The sequence below is a fragment of the Acetonema longum DSM 6540 genome (assembly GCF_000219125.1).
GTDB classification, from domain to species: Bacteria; Bacillota; Negativicutes; order Sporomusales; family Acetonemataceae; genus Acetonema; species Acetonema longum.
This window is the reverse complement of sequence record NZ_AFGF01000017.1, coordinates 1-14012: the sequence shown is the minus strand read 5'-3', so window position 1 is coordinate 14012 and position 14012 is coordinate 1. Positions and strand designations below refer to the sequence as shown.

Sequence of the window (14012 nt, the reverse complement as noted above, 5' to 3'; positions counted from 1 at the left end):
AACCGGCCAGGACCTATTCTGTAATTAGACTCTGATTTTAGGCGATTTTTTGCATCATTGCCCGTAACTCTGCTCCGGAAATGGAGTCCTGTTCCTGCAGCACGCCGACAATACGCTGCAAGGCGTCGCTGTTCCCGGCTAACAGGGCATTCACTTTATCGCCCGCGTTTTGAATGATGCTCCTGACCGTCTGATGCAAAAGATCTCGCGGCAGATCGTCAGCCGACACCACTCCCAGTTCGGATAACCCGGCAAACACGATCTGTCTGGCCACATCTGTCGCCTGCTTAAAATCGTTCGCCGCTCCGGTGCTGCGGCTGCCCAGCATCAGTTCTTCCGCCGCTGCTCCGGCCAGAGCCACGGCAATCCGGTCTAAAAGCTGGTCTTTGGTGTATAGATAAATATCAGACTCTTGGGTCTGACGCACATAACCTAATGCGTTGTTACGGGCAGCCACATTGACAGTGGCCACTGACCCGGGCCGGGTCAGTTCGCTCACCAGGGCATGCCCGGCTTCATGCACCGCTACCCGCTGCTTTTCTTCGGCGACTGGCGTCCTGTCCAGCTTTTCCCCCAGAATAACTTTTTCCACGGCACTGCGCAGATGACGCATCTCGATTTGACCGGCGCCGTCCCGCAAGGCCAGGATAGCTGCTTCATTGGCCACATTTTCCAGGTGGGCCCCGGAGAAACCGAAAGTATCGGCGGCAATTTCTTCCAGGTCTACCGCCTCCGCCAAGGGCTTATTCCGGGTATGCAAATGCAAAATATGCAACCGGCCTTTCTTATCCGGAAGATCCACCCGGACCTGCCGGTCAAACCGTCCGGGCCTCAACAGCGCCTGATCCAGCGCCTCCGGCCGGTTGGTCGCCGCAATCACCAGACAGCATATCTCGTCCTCCAGAGACAAGCCGTCCATTTGCACCAGCAATTCGTTTAAGGTCTGATCGTGTTCCTGATTATTGCCGCTCTGGCCGCGTTTTCCCCCCAGCACGTCGATCTCGTCAATGAAGATGACCGCGCTTTTCAGCTTGTTTCTACGGGCAGTATCACGGGCCTGGCTAAACAATTTTCGGATACGCTGAGCCCCTACGCCCACATACATCTCGACAAATTCCGAGCCGCTGGCGGCCAGGAAGGACGAATTGGTGAACTGGGCGGCTGCCTTGGCCAGCAAGGTTTTACCCGTTCCCGGCGGTCCGGTAAGAAGCACTCCCTTGAGCGGGCGAATCCCCATCTCCCTGACCTGTGCCGCATTTTTAATGAATTCAAGTGCTTCGCACAATTCATTTTTCGCCACGTCCTGCCCGCCGATATCCTCGAAACGGATCAGGCTCTGCCGGGCTTTCCGGCTGTCCATCGCAGCAAAGGAGCGGCCAACGGCATGCTGATTGCCGACATAAAACAAAGCGGCAACAATCCCCAGCAAAAACAAAACCGGAAGGATATTAAATCCCTTCCATTGCAAATACGCCAAAATCCCGACGCCAGTGCCGACAATGATTTCCATCCGGTGCACGCTGTCACCTCCCTTTATACTCTGCTGTAAAACTCATCTTCAATGTCGAAACAGGGACCGTTCAAGAAGGTCCAGGTGCTAGGTAAGAGAAACGCTTGCGTTTCCGTACTAGTGAAGAACTCAGGCGCCTTTTCAGCCTAAGAGGCCACCACCATTACCGTTCTCCCGAAAAGCCGCAAATTCTGATACAGCGCGACGAGGCCGCGCGCACAGGAGGCTGAAACGACGCGGATGGGCCTTTTTCAACGGTCCCCTCGCGGCACTACGACGTACATATCCTGATCGGCCCGGGAAAAATGTAAATAGATTCTTTGCCGGTCTACATAGATAGCAGCCCGGACTCCGGCTTGCCCGGATTTTTCCTCAATCCGCCGGACCATGGAGCTGAATTGGCCGGTTTGCACCGCCTCTTCCGCATCATATTGAACGGTGTAGTAAAATTGCTCCAATTCAGGCGTCCGTGTATCCTGCAGCAGAATACGAAATTGCCCCTGGCCCAGAATTTTTTCAGCGGCCGCCCAAAGGGCTTCATACGTTTCTTCAAAATTGTCGGTCCGTCCCAGGGTAACCCGCAGTAAGGCAATCCCGTCTTCCCTAGTCCGGCTTACTGTCTGCACCCCTTCTATACCTTGAAAGGCATGATCCAGAGGTTTGTCTTTGGCCAAAAGATACCAGGCCTTTTCGCCGCCGAGCAGTAACAGAACCGTCAGCGCTAAAGCCAGCAGGCAGACCGGCCAATTGTATTTCCGCAGATTCATCGCCATTTCCTCTTATCTTTCCCTTTGAGTTAACATAATCATTATACCATTGTTACAACTTGCCGCCTAGACCTGTCCAGATATTTCTATTTGCCGGCACATGACAAACGGCAGGCCGTCGGCCTGCCGTCACGCAGTTTTGGAAAAGAACTGACTTCCCGGATATTAATCGAAATTTTGCTTCCACAGCAGTTGATATTGCCCGTCATCGCGCTGAATATATAAACGCAAATCAGTATTTGGCCATTTAAAGCTAAACCCTTCCCCTGAAGTAAAGAACAGCCCTGGCAGCACTTCCTTTTGCCAGGTTTTGCGGGTAAGACGCAGGGACAGATCATGATCAGCCTGTTCACTGACCAATCCTTTTTTACCCAGTTCAAGCCGCAAGGTGTCGCTCTGTTCCCGACCTTCATTCCCCGCTTCGGGTTCGCCGGCAATACCCGGCTTATCAGTAAAATTCTTCGTGGTACTCTGGACTGGATAGTCCATTGCCGCAGCAGAAGCCATTGCAACCAGCCACGCTTGCGATGAGAAGCTATGATAAAGTCCGCTGACCCAAAGCACTGCCAGCATTGCTAATAAATACTTACTCTTCAAGCGATCCTGCACCTCCGCCATAAACCGAAGCCACCGCTATTTTCTATCAACACTATTGTACTATAGCCAAATGCTCTTGTCGATTAAGACAAAACATCTCCTGCCTGGTTATATCATACAAATTGGCGATTTCTAGGCGAAAGCCCCTCATAAACGGCCACAACCGGGGCTCCTGCAAGGCAATGCAAGGTATCATTGCCCTGACCGATTTTAAAGCCTGGCGGATTACTGTTTCTTGCTTTCTAAATACTCGTCATAGGTCATCCGTTTATCAACTATTCCGTTGTCAGTTATCTCAATGATACGATTCGCTACTGTTTGAACAAATTGATGGTCGTGTGACACAAAGAAGACAGTGCCCTCAAAACTAATCAGACCGTTATTTAAAGCCGTAATTGATTCTAAATCCAAGTGATTGGTTGGTTCATCGAATATGAGGACATTCGCGCCGCTCAGCATCATCCGGGCAATCATACAGCGAACTTTCTCGCCGCCTGATAATACGTTTGCCGCTTTTTGGCTGTCTTCTCCCGAAAACAGCATCCGTCCCAGGAAGCCCCGAATAAACGTTTCATCCTGGTCTCGCGAAAACTGTCTCAGCCAATCCACCAAATTAAGGTCAACGCCGTCAAAGTAAGAAGAGTTATCTTTAGGGAAATAAGCTTGGGATGTGGTTACACCCCACTTAAAGTCGCCGCTATTCGCTTGCATTTCTCCCATTAGAACTTGAAACAGCGTAGTTTTGGCCAAGCCCTTGGGTCCAACGAAAGCGATCTTATCGCCTTTTTCTACTCTAAAGCCAACCTCCGGCAACACCTGCTCGCCGTCTATGATTTTGGTGAGTCCTTCCACTGTAAGCAGCTGGTCGCCAGCCTCACGGTCAGACTTAAAGGCAATATAAGGATATTTACGGGAAGAGGGCTTAATATCTTCCAGCGTAAGTTTCTCAAGCAGCTTCTTACGCGATGTCGCTTGCTTTGATTTGGAAGCATTGGCGCTAAACCGCTGAATAAAGCTTTGGAGTTCTTTTATCTTCTCTTCCGTTTTCCTATTGCCTTCTTTCGAGAGTCTTAACGCCAGTTCGCTTGACTCGAGCCAAAAGTCATAGTTGCCAACAAAGAGTTGGATTTTGCCAAAATCAATGTCGGCAATATGGGTGCAAACTTTATTTAGAAAGTGACGGTCATGGGAAACAACAATAACTGTATTCTCAAAATTATACAGGAAGTCTTCAAGCCACTGAACAGACTCCACATCCAGATGGTTAGTCGGCTCATCCAGCAGCAGTATATCAGGATTGCCAAACAGAGTTTGCGCCAGCAGTACCCGAACTTTTTCATTGCCGGATAAATCCTTCATTTTTTGGCAGTGGAGGCTTTCCCCAATTCCCAGGCCGTGAAGGAGTTTAGCCGCCTCGGTCTCGGCATCCCATCCGTTTAATTCGGCAAATTCACCCTCCAGCTCGGATACCTTTATCCCATCCTCGTCCGAAAAATCCGATTTCGCATAGAGCGCATCTTTTTCTTCCATGATGGCATACAGCCTGGCATGCCCCACGATAACGGTTTTCAGGACTTCAAATTCATCAAATTCATAATGATTTTGCTTAAGAACAGCCAGGCGTTCCCCCGGCGTAATATCCACGCTCCCTGTACTCGGTTCAACTTCACCCGATAAAATTTTTAAGAAAGTCGATTTGCCGGTGCCATTAGCGCCAATCAGCCCATAACAGTTTCCCGGGGTAAATTTGATATGGACATCCTCAAATAAAACCCGCTTCCCATATCGAAGACTCAATGCAGTTGTACTAATCACTTAAAATTCCGCCTTCCATAATCAGTAGTCAGTAGTATGTAGTTCAGTAGTCAGTTAAAAGTAAAAGCCGTCGTAATGACGGCCCTGTTATTACATATCCTTAATTACCATAACACAAATTGCATACTGCGTCAAACAATATCCTCCTTAAAAAGCAGGGCCCGCAAGCCCTCTCTGCCTGTGCTTCACTCCCGTCATAGTCTGTTCCCATATTGAGCCAGCAGCTTCGTCATCGCAGAGGCAGGCAAGGGTTCGCTAAAGAGATATCCCTGCATATAGTCGCATTGCAAATCTTTTAGAAAACTCAATTGCCCGACCGTCTCGACCCCTTCCGCTACCACCACATAGTTAAGATTTTTCGCCAGAGCCAGAATCATTCGGACGATGATTGCTCCTTCCGAATTAGTATGGATATCCTGAATGAAAGAACGATCGATTTTGAGTGAGTTGATATGAAAGCGTTTCAGATAAATTAAAGAAGAATAACCGACGCCAAAATCGTCAAGGGCGATCCGGATCCCCATCGTCCGAAGCGCCTGCAGCACCTGAACCGTATGTTCGGCATTCTCCATCGCCATTGTTTCAGTGATTTCCAGGACTAAATTTTCTGGCTTCACACCGGCCTTATCCATGGCGCGGGAAATAACCTTTATAAGGTCTTTCTGCTGCAGCTGATGGGCCGAAAGATTCACAGCCATCAGCAGATCTGGCAGACCGGCGTCCTGCCAGATCCTGCTCTGGCGGCAGGCTGTGTTTAGTACCCATTCACCGATTTTCAGGATCAATCCAGTCTCTTCCGCCACCGGGATAAAGTCCTGAGGCGGGATCAATCCCTTTGTCGGATGCTGCCAGCGGAGCAGAGCCTCAACGCCGACGATGCGACCGTTGCCGGCAACCTGGGGCTGATAATGCAGGATAAATTGCTGTTCTTCAATGGCCCGGTGCAATTCCGTCTCAATCTCCAGACGCCGGGAAAACTGTATGGCCATATCCGGCAGATAGTACTGATACTTTCCTTTTCCCTGCTCTTTCGCCTGATACATGGCAATGTCGGCTTGCCGCAAGAGGGCGTCGGCATCCGTCGAGTGACTTTCGGAGGATAAAGCAATACCCGCTTTGCAGGTTACACGATAGGTACTCCCGTTATGCTGCCAGGGAGTCGCCACTGCCTGAATCAGTTTGTCGACAGTAGCGTCGATATTATCAAGAGATTGGCCGTTTTTCACCAGGACCATAAATTCATCCCCGCCCAGGCGGCCGACAGTATCATTGCCCGAGACAGAGGCCGCCAGTCTTCCGCCAACCGCCTTGAGAAGTTCGTCCCCGGCCAAATGACCCAGGGTATCATTCATCAGTTTAAAACCATCTAAATCAAGAAAGATGACCGCCAGTTTTTCCTTGCCCGCAGAGGCGTCTTCAACGGCCTTTTGCAGCCGGTCCCGCAATAAATAGCGATTAGGCAAGCCGGTCAAGGCGTCATAATATAAATTGCGATAGTTCCACTCGCTAAGGGTTAATGTCTTGGTTTGTCCTTCAAACGTTTCAAACTGCTGTCGCAGTTCTTCCTCGGCAGCGGCAAGTTCCTCATAGGACGATTCCAGTTCCTGCTGCGCGATCATCAGCTTATTGCCGGATTCTACTGCTGTCCGTAAAAAGCGTTGAACCAAGAGATACAAAAGAATCGCCGTCACCAAAACAAACGTCCAGCCTTTATAAGTATTCATGCGTATAAAGGTAGGCATGTCAACATCCAACAGAGCAACCGCCTGGTCGGAAAGCAAAATCCACAAAGAACTTGCCACAAGATACCAAAAAGAAATTTTTAAACTGATTTTTCCGCTGCTCAATGTGCGCACAGCTTGTTTGACACTGTCAGAAAGGAATAAAGGCATGATCGATACCTCTTTAATCGCATATAGATCAATTCGTCGTTTTTAAGCTGCATTCTAAAGTAAAACCTTTCTTCAAATTATTCAGAATTCCTCTCTCGAGTTTTGCATATTAATAATTTTGCATTTTTTTGTTTAAAAATTCCGGAGCATTGAACCCCTTACATGATCCACAAAAATAGCAAAGGAATTCCCAGACCGACAAATACGGCAGTGGTCAAAACAAATGCAGCCATGGCTATGTTAACGTTCAATTGGTTCATCTGTGCGGCAATTACAGTATTGACAGCAGTAGGCATGGCGGCAAGAAGAACAACGGTATGTAAAATTGCTTTGTCCCCGTTGGCAATCAATCCATTGGCTAACAAATAGGCAGCCAGGGGCGTCACAATAAATTTAACCGGCAAGAGATCCAACAGTTCGCTGTAATATTTACGCATACCGGCGATATCGATAGAATAGCCTATGGGGAGTAAGGCTGTCCAGGCGCCGATATGCACCAAAGGGTCTACTGCCGCCGCGGCCAAAGCCGGCCGGGCTATCCCGGACAGGTTCAGCAGAAGGCCAACGATCGTACCCACTACCGGCAGCTGATTCGGGGTGATGAAGATAGCTGACACGGACTGCCCGTCAAAACGGCCGCCGATGCTTTTCTGATAATAGTACGCTGCCAGAGGAAAACAAAAGGAAAACATGACCACATTTTGCAGCATAACAACCATCTGCCCTGCCGCAAAGCCTGTTTCCCCATAAAAGATATAAGCGCACAGGCCGCCTAATGTAGTGGTGTTGGATAATATGGCGCTCAGAACATAGCTTCCTTTGTCCAGGGGATCGGGAAATTTCTTTTCTACCCGAAAATAGGCAACGATCCCCGGAATCATGCAAAGCAAAACACCGATAGCCGGCAGCCAGATCAATGAATAGTTAAGCGGCAGCACCCACAAAGTCAATATGGCTAAAACCGGCACAAAACCCCAGATGTTGGTCCGGACCAACCGCCGGGAAATATCCTGATCAAACCAGGCCCGGCAACGGCATAAATATCCGACAGCCAAAGGCAGGATCAGGTCCGCAAACAGGTACAGCAATTTTGTAAATATATCCACAATATTGGTGGCTCCTTAAAAAGTACTTTCTAATTTGCATCTGATTTAGATTGAACGAAACGAATGGATACTTTACTAGTATAGCATGTGACTAGGTTCGGCGAAAGAAGAATGCTTCGCCGCCAGTGAGTCTGGAACTCCACCTGTCTGGATTGCGCGGACAGTATATTGACAGACAGTAAAAAAAAGGATATTATAAATTTAAACTCTATGTACTGATTTTGTCATTTCGGTACAAAGCCACACTGATCAGTGAAAGATGCCCCCCGGAAATGCATGTTTAATTGGCAGATCCACTTAAAACAGGTTAAGGAAGAAAGGAGAACAGTTGTAGATTTCTCCATCTTACGAAATCCCTTTATACATACAAACACGGTTGACATATGTAAAAAAAAGGAATAGCATAATTGTTAAATAATGGATAACCTGTTGAATGTTAACCGGAAATTTGAGGTGAATTATTTTGCGTAACCGGATTCAGATTACGGCAGCCGAAAAAATGGATATGTGCAGCATCAAGCCAGACACGCGCAGCAACCTTCTGTTTTTCAAAAGGAAACTGCTGGAATTCGTCGCGCTTGCCGTGAGCGCCGCGATCATTTTACAGGCGCCGTTTATTGATGTCTTGATTTTAAAAAATACCATTACGGAAACCTCGCTGACAGAACTGCTTCAGGGAAGTATTTTAACTATGATTGCCGGCATTTTTATCTATCTTTCCCGGCATCATCCGGTTCCCGGAACCAAATACGGCATGGTTCTGATCGCCGGCTTTTTCTCCTGTGCCGTGATTCGGGAGCTGGATTTTATTACGGATCAGCTCCACATTTCCTGGTTTTACTTTGTACTGGCTATTGTCTCTTACATGATCTTTTTAGCCTGGCGGCACCCGGATATACTGGATGGAGTCGTGGATTTCTGCAAAAGCGAAAGCTATTACATCATGCTTTGCGGCTTGCTGACGGTTTTCGTTTTCTCCCGCTTGATGGGCATGGGGCTGCTATGGCAGAATCTATTAAACGAATCATACCTCCGGGTCGTAAAAAATGCGATGGAGGAAGGAACCGAATTATTCGGTTATACCCTCTGTTTAATTTCGGCCTTAAAATATACGGTCTCATTATCCGGGCGGAAAGAATATTGACACGTACTAAAAAGGAGGATATCATAAACTTAAAATTTCTGTACCATTTTTGTCTTTTTGGTACAACAGCAACTGAGGTGACATGTTCTTGCGTGACCACATTGTCTTAGCCGCTGCCGAAGAACTGAAAACCCGAGGCGTAAAGTTCACGATGAATGACCTGGCCAAGCGGCTTAGTCTCAGCAAAACGACTTTATATGATCACTTTGCCGCAAAAAGCGATCTGATACAGGAACTGGTAAACAGGAGCAGCCAAACTATTCAGGAACAGGAAGATGAGATTTATAAGAATGCCCGACTATCCACTGCCGAAAAAATTCAAAGTCTGCTGAAAATCAGTCAAAAAGTATTTGGGCCGGTTTACAATCGTGCGATTCACGATGATTTCCGACATTATTATCCTGATCATTATAAGCAGCTATCAGATTTTCGCCAGGAACGTCTCGATAAGCTGATGGCGCTTATCCAGCAGGGTATAGAAGAACACGCATTTCGCCCTGTCAACGTCTCTGTATTCAGGCAGTTGATCATCAGCGTACTGGATGATTTATGTTCCTTTCAATTTTTAGAAAAAAACAACATGACCTATGCAGATGCATTGACCGCACTCTCGGACATTATTTTACATGGTCTGATCCCGCCAAAAGAAGGTGATATCCGTTGAAACAAATCCTGGTGCTATTACTGACCGTCAGCGTGCTGCTCGGTTCACCGGTCAGCGGCGCTGCCGGGCCCCAGGAAGACTATGAGTTAGCCGCCCGGATCTATCTGTCGGTCGGCGCCAGCGCTGCCGCCTATAGTGGCCGACTCGGCGAACTGGCCAGTTATTACCTGGAACAGAATGGCTGGCAAATTGACCATTACATCCAGGCTCACGGACGTAATGGCGCTCGTTACCTGATTGCCCGGCGAGAGGGTGTTCCTTATTATCTGGTAGCCATCGTCGGCACAGAGAATAAATGGGACGTTAAAACCGACCTACGAGTGGGTAAAGTCTATTTTGCCGGCAGCACTCCCGAAGAATTCGCCGCCAATGCCGCAAAAAAGAAGACTCCCCCCCACGGAACCGAAGGTCCACAAGGGCTTTAACGAATTTGTCCAGGCCGGTCCGTCGGCTGTTCTGCGCAATCCCCAGCGGATTCACCTTTCTTTTCCCGACTTGCTCCGCAATGACAGAAATTACAAGCTGCTCCTGACCGGCCACAGTCTCGGCGGCGCAGCCGCCACCCTGTCCGGGGCCCGGCTGTTAAGCATGGGAGTCAGCCCGGATCAGCTGGAGATCATCACGTTTGGTGCCCCCGCCGTAGGCAATGCGGCTTTTGCCGCTCATTACGAGCCAATCCTTCCCCTCACCCGGATCGTCCATTCCGGCGATAAGGTAACCGGCGTCCTGCAAACTCTGGCCGGCGGCTACCGGCAGTTCGGCCGGGAAATTCTATGGCGACCGCCGGATATGGTGGACGATGCGCATGAATTGGCCGGTTATATTGATTCGGCGATAAAGAACTACTATGACAAACGCCGTCTGGCTATTGAGGCCGGCATGCCGCAGCCTGTCCTTCCCGGCGGCAAATACCAAAATCACGAACGCGTCTATATCACCCCGCTTACCAACAATCTTCTCTCCGACCTGTCGTCCGATTTCTGGTACATGCAAGAAGCCTTACTGGATGAATACCGGCAAGCCTTGCCGGATTCCGTTATAGCCAAAGACCGGACTAACTGGCGAGAAGCAGCCGTCGCCGCTGGCTGCCGCTGGGCCGTGGTCTCCGAGGTGGGCGCTGTGAAAATGAAGGAAGTAGAGAACACTTACTACATCATATTTACGCAAACTGTCTATAATATCACAAACGACAGCGCTTCCGTAGCCGCCACCGCTGTTTTTTCAACATCAACCTCTACCTTGACCCCCTTGGGCGCCTTCATTCATACTTTCAAAGGAATGCATGCCCAATTGGCGGATCAGTTTAACAAAGCAAGCCAGGGAAAATAGTTATACGGCCCTCTCCCGTTTACTATCGGGAGGGGGCCGATGTATTTCCAGAACCTGAACTTTTAGACAAGCCACCCTCCCCGTACATAAAACGGGCTGAGGGTGGCTGTATTGCTCTTACCGCAGTTTTTCAACCGCCGGTTTCATGACCAACAGAGGGCCGCTACGGCCTCTAACGAGAAACTTGGTAACAGTTCCATTTATTTTATAGCACTGTGCAGTTCATCGACATATGTTTTGATATTCGCAACGGAAGCATCCAGTCTTTCTTTTTCGGCTTTGGTAAGAGCCAGATCAAATACTGTCCCGGCTCCATTTTTACCGATAACCGTAGGAAGACTTAAAGGCGCTCCATATCTTTCGTTCACCGTACAAACCGGGAGTATGGCAGAAGCGTTATGAACGATTGCCTCCAGAACGATACAGGCTGAAACCGCAGGGGCAAATACCGTACCGCCTTTCAGGGCAATCACTTCACCGGAAGTAGCAATCACGTGATCAATGATATCGGTCAGTATCTTATCGGAATAGGCCGGGAATTGTTCCAGGGAAATACCCTTAATTTTTATATTGGAAGCTACAGGGACCATTGTTTCACCATGCTCGCCAATCACATATGCATCAATATCACGCGCATTCACTGTAAACTCCCGGCTCAGGAAGGCACGATACCGGGCAGTATCAAGAACCGTACCCATTCCAATAACCCTGGACGCAGGAAAACCGGAAACTTCATAAGCCAGTTGGACCATTACATCCAGAGGATTGGTAACCATGAAAAGGATGCACTCCGGACTGTAGTTCACGACTTGGCGAACAATATCCGCTATCAGCCGGGCGTTTCTCTCCAGCAGCAGGACTCTGGGCTCATCGTGCCTGCGGGGAATGCCGGCAGTGATAATAACAACATCTGAGCCTGCGGTGTCTTCATAGCTGCCGGCATGAAATAGGGTTTGAGGTTCATAGGCTTCGCACTGCATGATATCGAACATCTCGCCGCGAGCTTTATCGCTGTTTACGTCAACCAGGACAATTTCGTGGGCGAAATTTTTCAGCATGGCGGTAAACGCTATAGTGGCGCCAACTTTGCCGCATCCGATAACAGAAAATTTCATGTTCGTTTCTCCTTCGATATTCTTATTTGCTTTGCATGTTATCAGAATTTAGTATGAGATAATTGCCAAACTATATGCTTTAACAGTGTGAGCATTAATACCCGGGCTAATTTGCCGAACGGCAAAAAGGCTTTGAAAAAATTTCGCAAAGCCTTAAATAATCCCAGGATTACCTCTTTATTATTGCTTTTAAGATTTGACTGTACAGAATGTATACAGTTTATAATGCGTTGAGGAGAAAATAAATTTGTTAGATCAAAACTATTATTGCTGGAGGATGATAGTGGGTTCGTTTACCATTTCCGCGCTGCTGATTTGAATGTTTGCCAGCAGTTTAGTATATATTATGAAGAAAAAATTCATCTTATTGACGGGCGTTTTAATCTGTGCAGTAGCTACGGGAAGTTATCTGTTTTCCGGAAACCTGGCTGCGTTGCTTAGCTTCCGGCTCATCCATGGAATTGGCTTTGGTGTTGCCAGCACCTACTTTGCTACATTGGCATCGGAAGAATTGCCTTCCAGCCGATTAGGAGAAGGAATGGGCTACTTCGGAGTGGGAGAAACAATTACCGGCATCTTTATCAGAGTGATATCAGGAAAGATATTTGACGCGAAGGGCCCCGTATATGTGCTTATTCCCTGCGGTTTCAGCTTGATTATTGCTATGATTCTCATTGCTCACAGCAATTCCGAGCTGCTTCTTAATATCTCTGCTCTATTTTACGGAGTTGCATTCGGTGCAATTTTCCCTGCAGTACAGGCTTGGATCATCAGTGATGTTGAGGCAGAGGATAGGGAAGCCGCAGTAGGCTCATTTCTTAACTTTTTTGACCTGGGGATTGGAGGCGGTTCGCTGCTCTTGGGATTGGTTATCGAAGCGACTTCTTATAAAACAATGTATCTTTTGTTGATATTGTTTATTGTAGCTTACATGGTTTTGAGTATTTATATAAAGAAATATCAAAAACAGAAATCGCCTACGGAGTCTGACAACAGCTAAGCTGGTTTTATTTTTGGACATGTATTGCTATTTGCAAAAGATATTGCCCGGAGTCCATCGTAGATATTTCATCAAACAAATACTCTTCATAGGCATTGCCGCAGATCGTAAGACCGGCTTCTTTAATATAGGCCAAAAGACGATTGTATAGATTGCTGCCCCTGCCGTACTCCGCCTGTTCCTGCCCGATGACATATAAGCCTCTGGGTTTTTGTGCATTGTTGGGATAGCTGCTTCCGGATACAGGGCGGTAGTAGTAGTAGGACGGGTGCAGATAAATTCCCTTCATCAGATCTGCATGGGAAATGATGATCCCGGTCGGCAAACCGCGAATCACCTTGTTTTTCCTGCAAAACTCATAAAAATCCAAGAGATAGTACCAGCCCTTCAGCAAATGGTTATTCGCATCCGCAGGAAGCTCCGGCCCCAACAAAATCGGGGTTGCTTCACACTCCTTTAGAGCAATGGAATCTATATTCCGCTCCGCATCAATCCCCTGCTGAGTCAAATCAATTCGAGTGTCCAGCATATCGCTGATTTGTACAAGCATCTTAATCTTTTCCTGCACAATCTCCTTTTGCCTGTTCAGCATACAAATCATTTTTTCCGGGGAGCGTCCGCACAAATACGCTTTAATTTCTTTCAGCGGCATATCAATCTCCCGTAATACGGTAATAACATTTGCGGTGTCAATCTGCTGATAAGTGTAATAACGGTAATTGTTCTGCCCATCTACCCTTGTGGGCGATAGAAGTCCTATCTTGTCATAGAATATGAGATTCTTGCGTGTAATTCCGGTTACCTGTGCAAACTCGCTGATTTTCATATGATTACTTCTCATAACTTCCCCTTTTATTGTTTTTAAGAGTTGACCGTATAGCGTGTGTACAGTTTATCATACTGATCCATATCAGCCAAATCAACGTTATTTAGTAAAGAGAGAATTTATGCTGCAATTTTGGGTTCCAGGAGGATTTAACCTTGCTAAAGCTGTTGAAATTCATTGTTCCCTATAAAAAAAGAGTGTTTGCGGGGCAATGTCATTAAGTTAAGGAAGCCGAAACGAGAAAAGA

Annotated in this window: 13 protein-coding genes; 5 read left to right on the top strand and 8 right to left on the bottom strand. The window is 47.8% G+C overall.

Going from position 1 to position 14012, the window contains the following annotated elements:
• Window positions 1-37 precede the first annotated feature (37 nt).
• From ALO_RS02015 to ALO_RS01990, 6 genes are all read right to left on the bottom strand, one after another.
• Window positions 38-1510 carry an AAA family ATPase gene (locus ALO_RS02015; RefSeq protein ID WP_238528196.1) on the bottom strand — a complete coding sequence of 491 codons (1473 nt, stop codon included), beginning with the start codon at window positions 1508-1510 and terminating at the stop codon, window positions 38-40.
• A gap of 251 nt (window positions 1511-1761) precedes the next feature.
• The gene (locus tag ALO_RS02010; protein ID WP_004092318.1) at window positions 1762-2277 is read right to left on the bottom strand and encodes a hypothetical protein; all 516 of its coding nucleotides are present in this window, start codon (window positions 2275-2277) and stop codon (window positions 1762-1764) included.
• 165 nt (window positions 2278-2442) lie between these two features.
• Window positions 2443-2895: a hypothetical protein gene (locus tag ALO_RS02005; protein WP_004092316.1), complete on the bottom strand. Its 453-nt coding sequence runs from the start codon at window positions 2893-2895 to the stop codon at window positions 2443-2445.
• A 204-nt stretch (window positions 2896-3099) separates the two neighbouring features.
• A complete protein-coding gene (locus tag ALO_RS02000; RefSeq protein WP_004092315.1) occupies window positions 3100-4689 on the bottom strand; it encodes an ABC-F family ATP-binding cassette domain-containing protein in 1590 nt (529 codons plus the stop codon).
• A gap of 194 nt (window positions 4690-4883) precedes the next feature.
• The gene (locus ALO_RS01995; protein WP_004092314.1) at window positions 4884-6581 is read right to left on the bottom strand and encodes a putative bifunctional diguanylate cyclase/phosphodiesterase; all 1698 of its coding nucleotides are present in this window, start codon (window positions 6579-6581) and stop codon (window positions 4884-4886) included.
• Between the two features lie 158 nt (window positions 6582-6739).
• Window positions 6740-7687 (bottom strand): AEC family transporter, encoded by a 948-nt coding sequence (locus ALO_RS01990; protein ID WP_004092312.1) that lies wholly within the window; start codon window positions 7685-7687, stop codon window positions 6740-6742.
• A gap of 463 nt (window positions 7688-8150) precedes the next feature.
• Between ALO_RS01990 and ALO_RS01985 the strand changes: the two genes are divergently transcribed.
• The 4 genes from ALO_RS01985 (at window position 8151) to ALO_RS01975 (ending at window position 10824) form a co-directional block, all read left to right on the top strand.
• A complete protein-coding gene (locus ALO_RS01985) occupies window positions 8151-8831 on the top strand; it encodes a hypothetical protein (RefSeq protein ID WP_004092310.1) in 681 nt (226 codons plus the stop codon).
• Between the two features lie 82 nt (window positions 8832-8913).
• Window positions 8914-9495, top strand: coding sequence for a TetR/AcrR family transcriptional regulator (locus ALO_RS01980; protein ID WP_004092308.1), 582 nt, complete (start codon window positions 8914-8916; stop codon window positions 9493-9495).
• Window positions 9492-9920 (top strand): hypothetical protein, encoded by a 429-nt coding sequence (locus tag ALO_RS22995; protein ID WP_004092306.1) that lies wholly within the window; start codon window positions 9492-9494, stop codon window positions 9918-9920. The genes ALO_RS01980 and ALO_RS22995 overlap by 4 nt, the downstream gene beginning before the upstream one ends.
• Window positions 9865-10824 (top strand): lipase family protein, encoded by a 960-nt coding sequence (locus tag ALO_RS01975; RefSeq protein WP_004092304.1) that lies wholly within the window; start codon window positions 9865-9867, stop codon window positions 10822-10824. Before ALO_RS22995 ends, ALO_RS01975 begins: the two co-directional genes overlap by 56 nt.
• Before the next feature lie 200 nt (window positions 10825-11024).
• On the opposite strand, the gene ALO_RS01970 is transcribed toward ALO_RS01975, so the two are convergent.
• Window positions 11025-11939: a malate dehydrogenase gene (locus ALO_RS01970; RefSeq protein ID WP_004092302.1), complete on the bottom strand. Its 915-nt coding sequence runs from the start codon at window positions 11937-11939 to the stop codon at window positions 11025-11027.
• A 319-nt stretch (window positions 11940-12258) separates the two neighbouring features.
• Here ALO_RS01970 and ALO_RS01965 point away from each other — a divergent pair, with 319 nt between their 5' ends.
• Complete coding sequence (locus ALO_RS01965; protein WP_004092300.1) at window positions 12259-12939, top strand: MFS transporter; 681 nt, start codon at window positions 12259-12261, stop codon at window positions 12937-12939.
• Between the two features lie 7 nt (window positions 12940-12946).
• On the opposite strand, the gene ALO_RS01960 is transcribed toward ALO_RS01965, so the two are convergent.
• Entirely contained in the window at window positions 12947-13780 is an 834-nt protein-coding gene (locus tag ALO_RS01960) for a MerR family transcriptional regulator (RefSeq protein WP_139025294.1), read from the bottom strand.
• Between the last annotated feature and the right edge of the window lie 232 nt (window positions 13781-14012).

Bases quoted from the DNA above. Each gene is read 5' to 3' on its own strand.
- ALO_RS02015 (WP_238528196.1), bottom strand. From the start codon at position 1,510: ATGGAAATCATTGTCGGCACTGGCGTCGGGATTTTGGCGTATTTGCAA.
- ALO_RS02010 (WP_004092318.1), bottom strand. From the start codon at position 2,277: ATGAATCTGCGGAAATACAATTGGCCGGTCTGCCTGCTGGCTTTAGCG.
- ALO_RS02005 (WP_004092316.1), bottom strand. From the start codon at position 2,895: ATGGCGGAGGTGCAGGATCGCTTGAAGAGTAAGTATTTATTAGCAATG.
- ALO_RS01995 (WP_004092314.1), bottom strand. From the start codon at position 6,581: ATGCCTTTATTCCTTTCTGACAGTGTCAAACAAGCTGTGCGCACATTG.
- ALO_RS01980 (WP_004092308.1), top strand. From the start codon at position 8,914: ATGTTCTTGCGTGACCACATTGTCTTAGCCGCTGCCGAAGAACTGAAA.
- ALO_RS01975 (WP_004092304.1), top strand. From the start codon at position 9,865: ATGCCGCAAAAAAGAAGACTCCCCCCCACGGAACCGAAGGTCCACAAG.
- ALO_RS01970 (WP_004092302.1), bottom strand. From the start codon at position 11,939: ATGAAATTTTCTGTTATCGGATGCGGCAAAGTTGGCGCCACTATAGCG.
- ALO_RS01965 (WP_004092300.1), top strand. From the start codon at position 12,259: ATGTTTGCCAGCAGTTTAGTATATATTATGAAGAAAAAATTCATCTTA.
- ALO_RS01960 (WP_139025294.1), bottom strand. From the start codon at position 13,780: ATGAGAAGTAATCATATGAAAATCAGCGAGTTTGCACAGGTAACCGGA.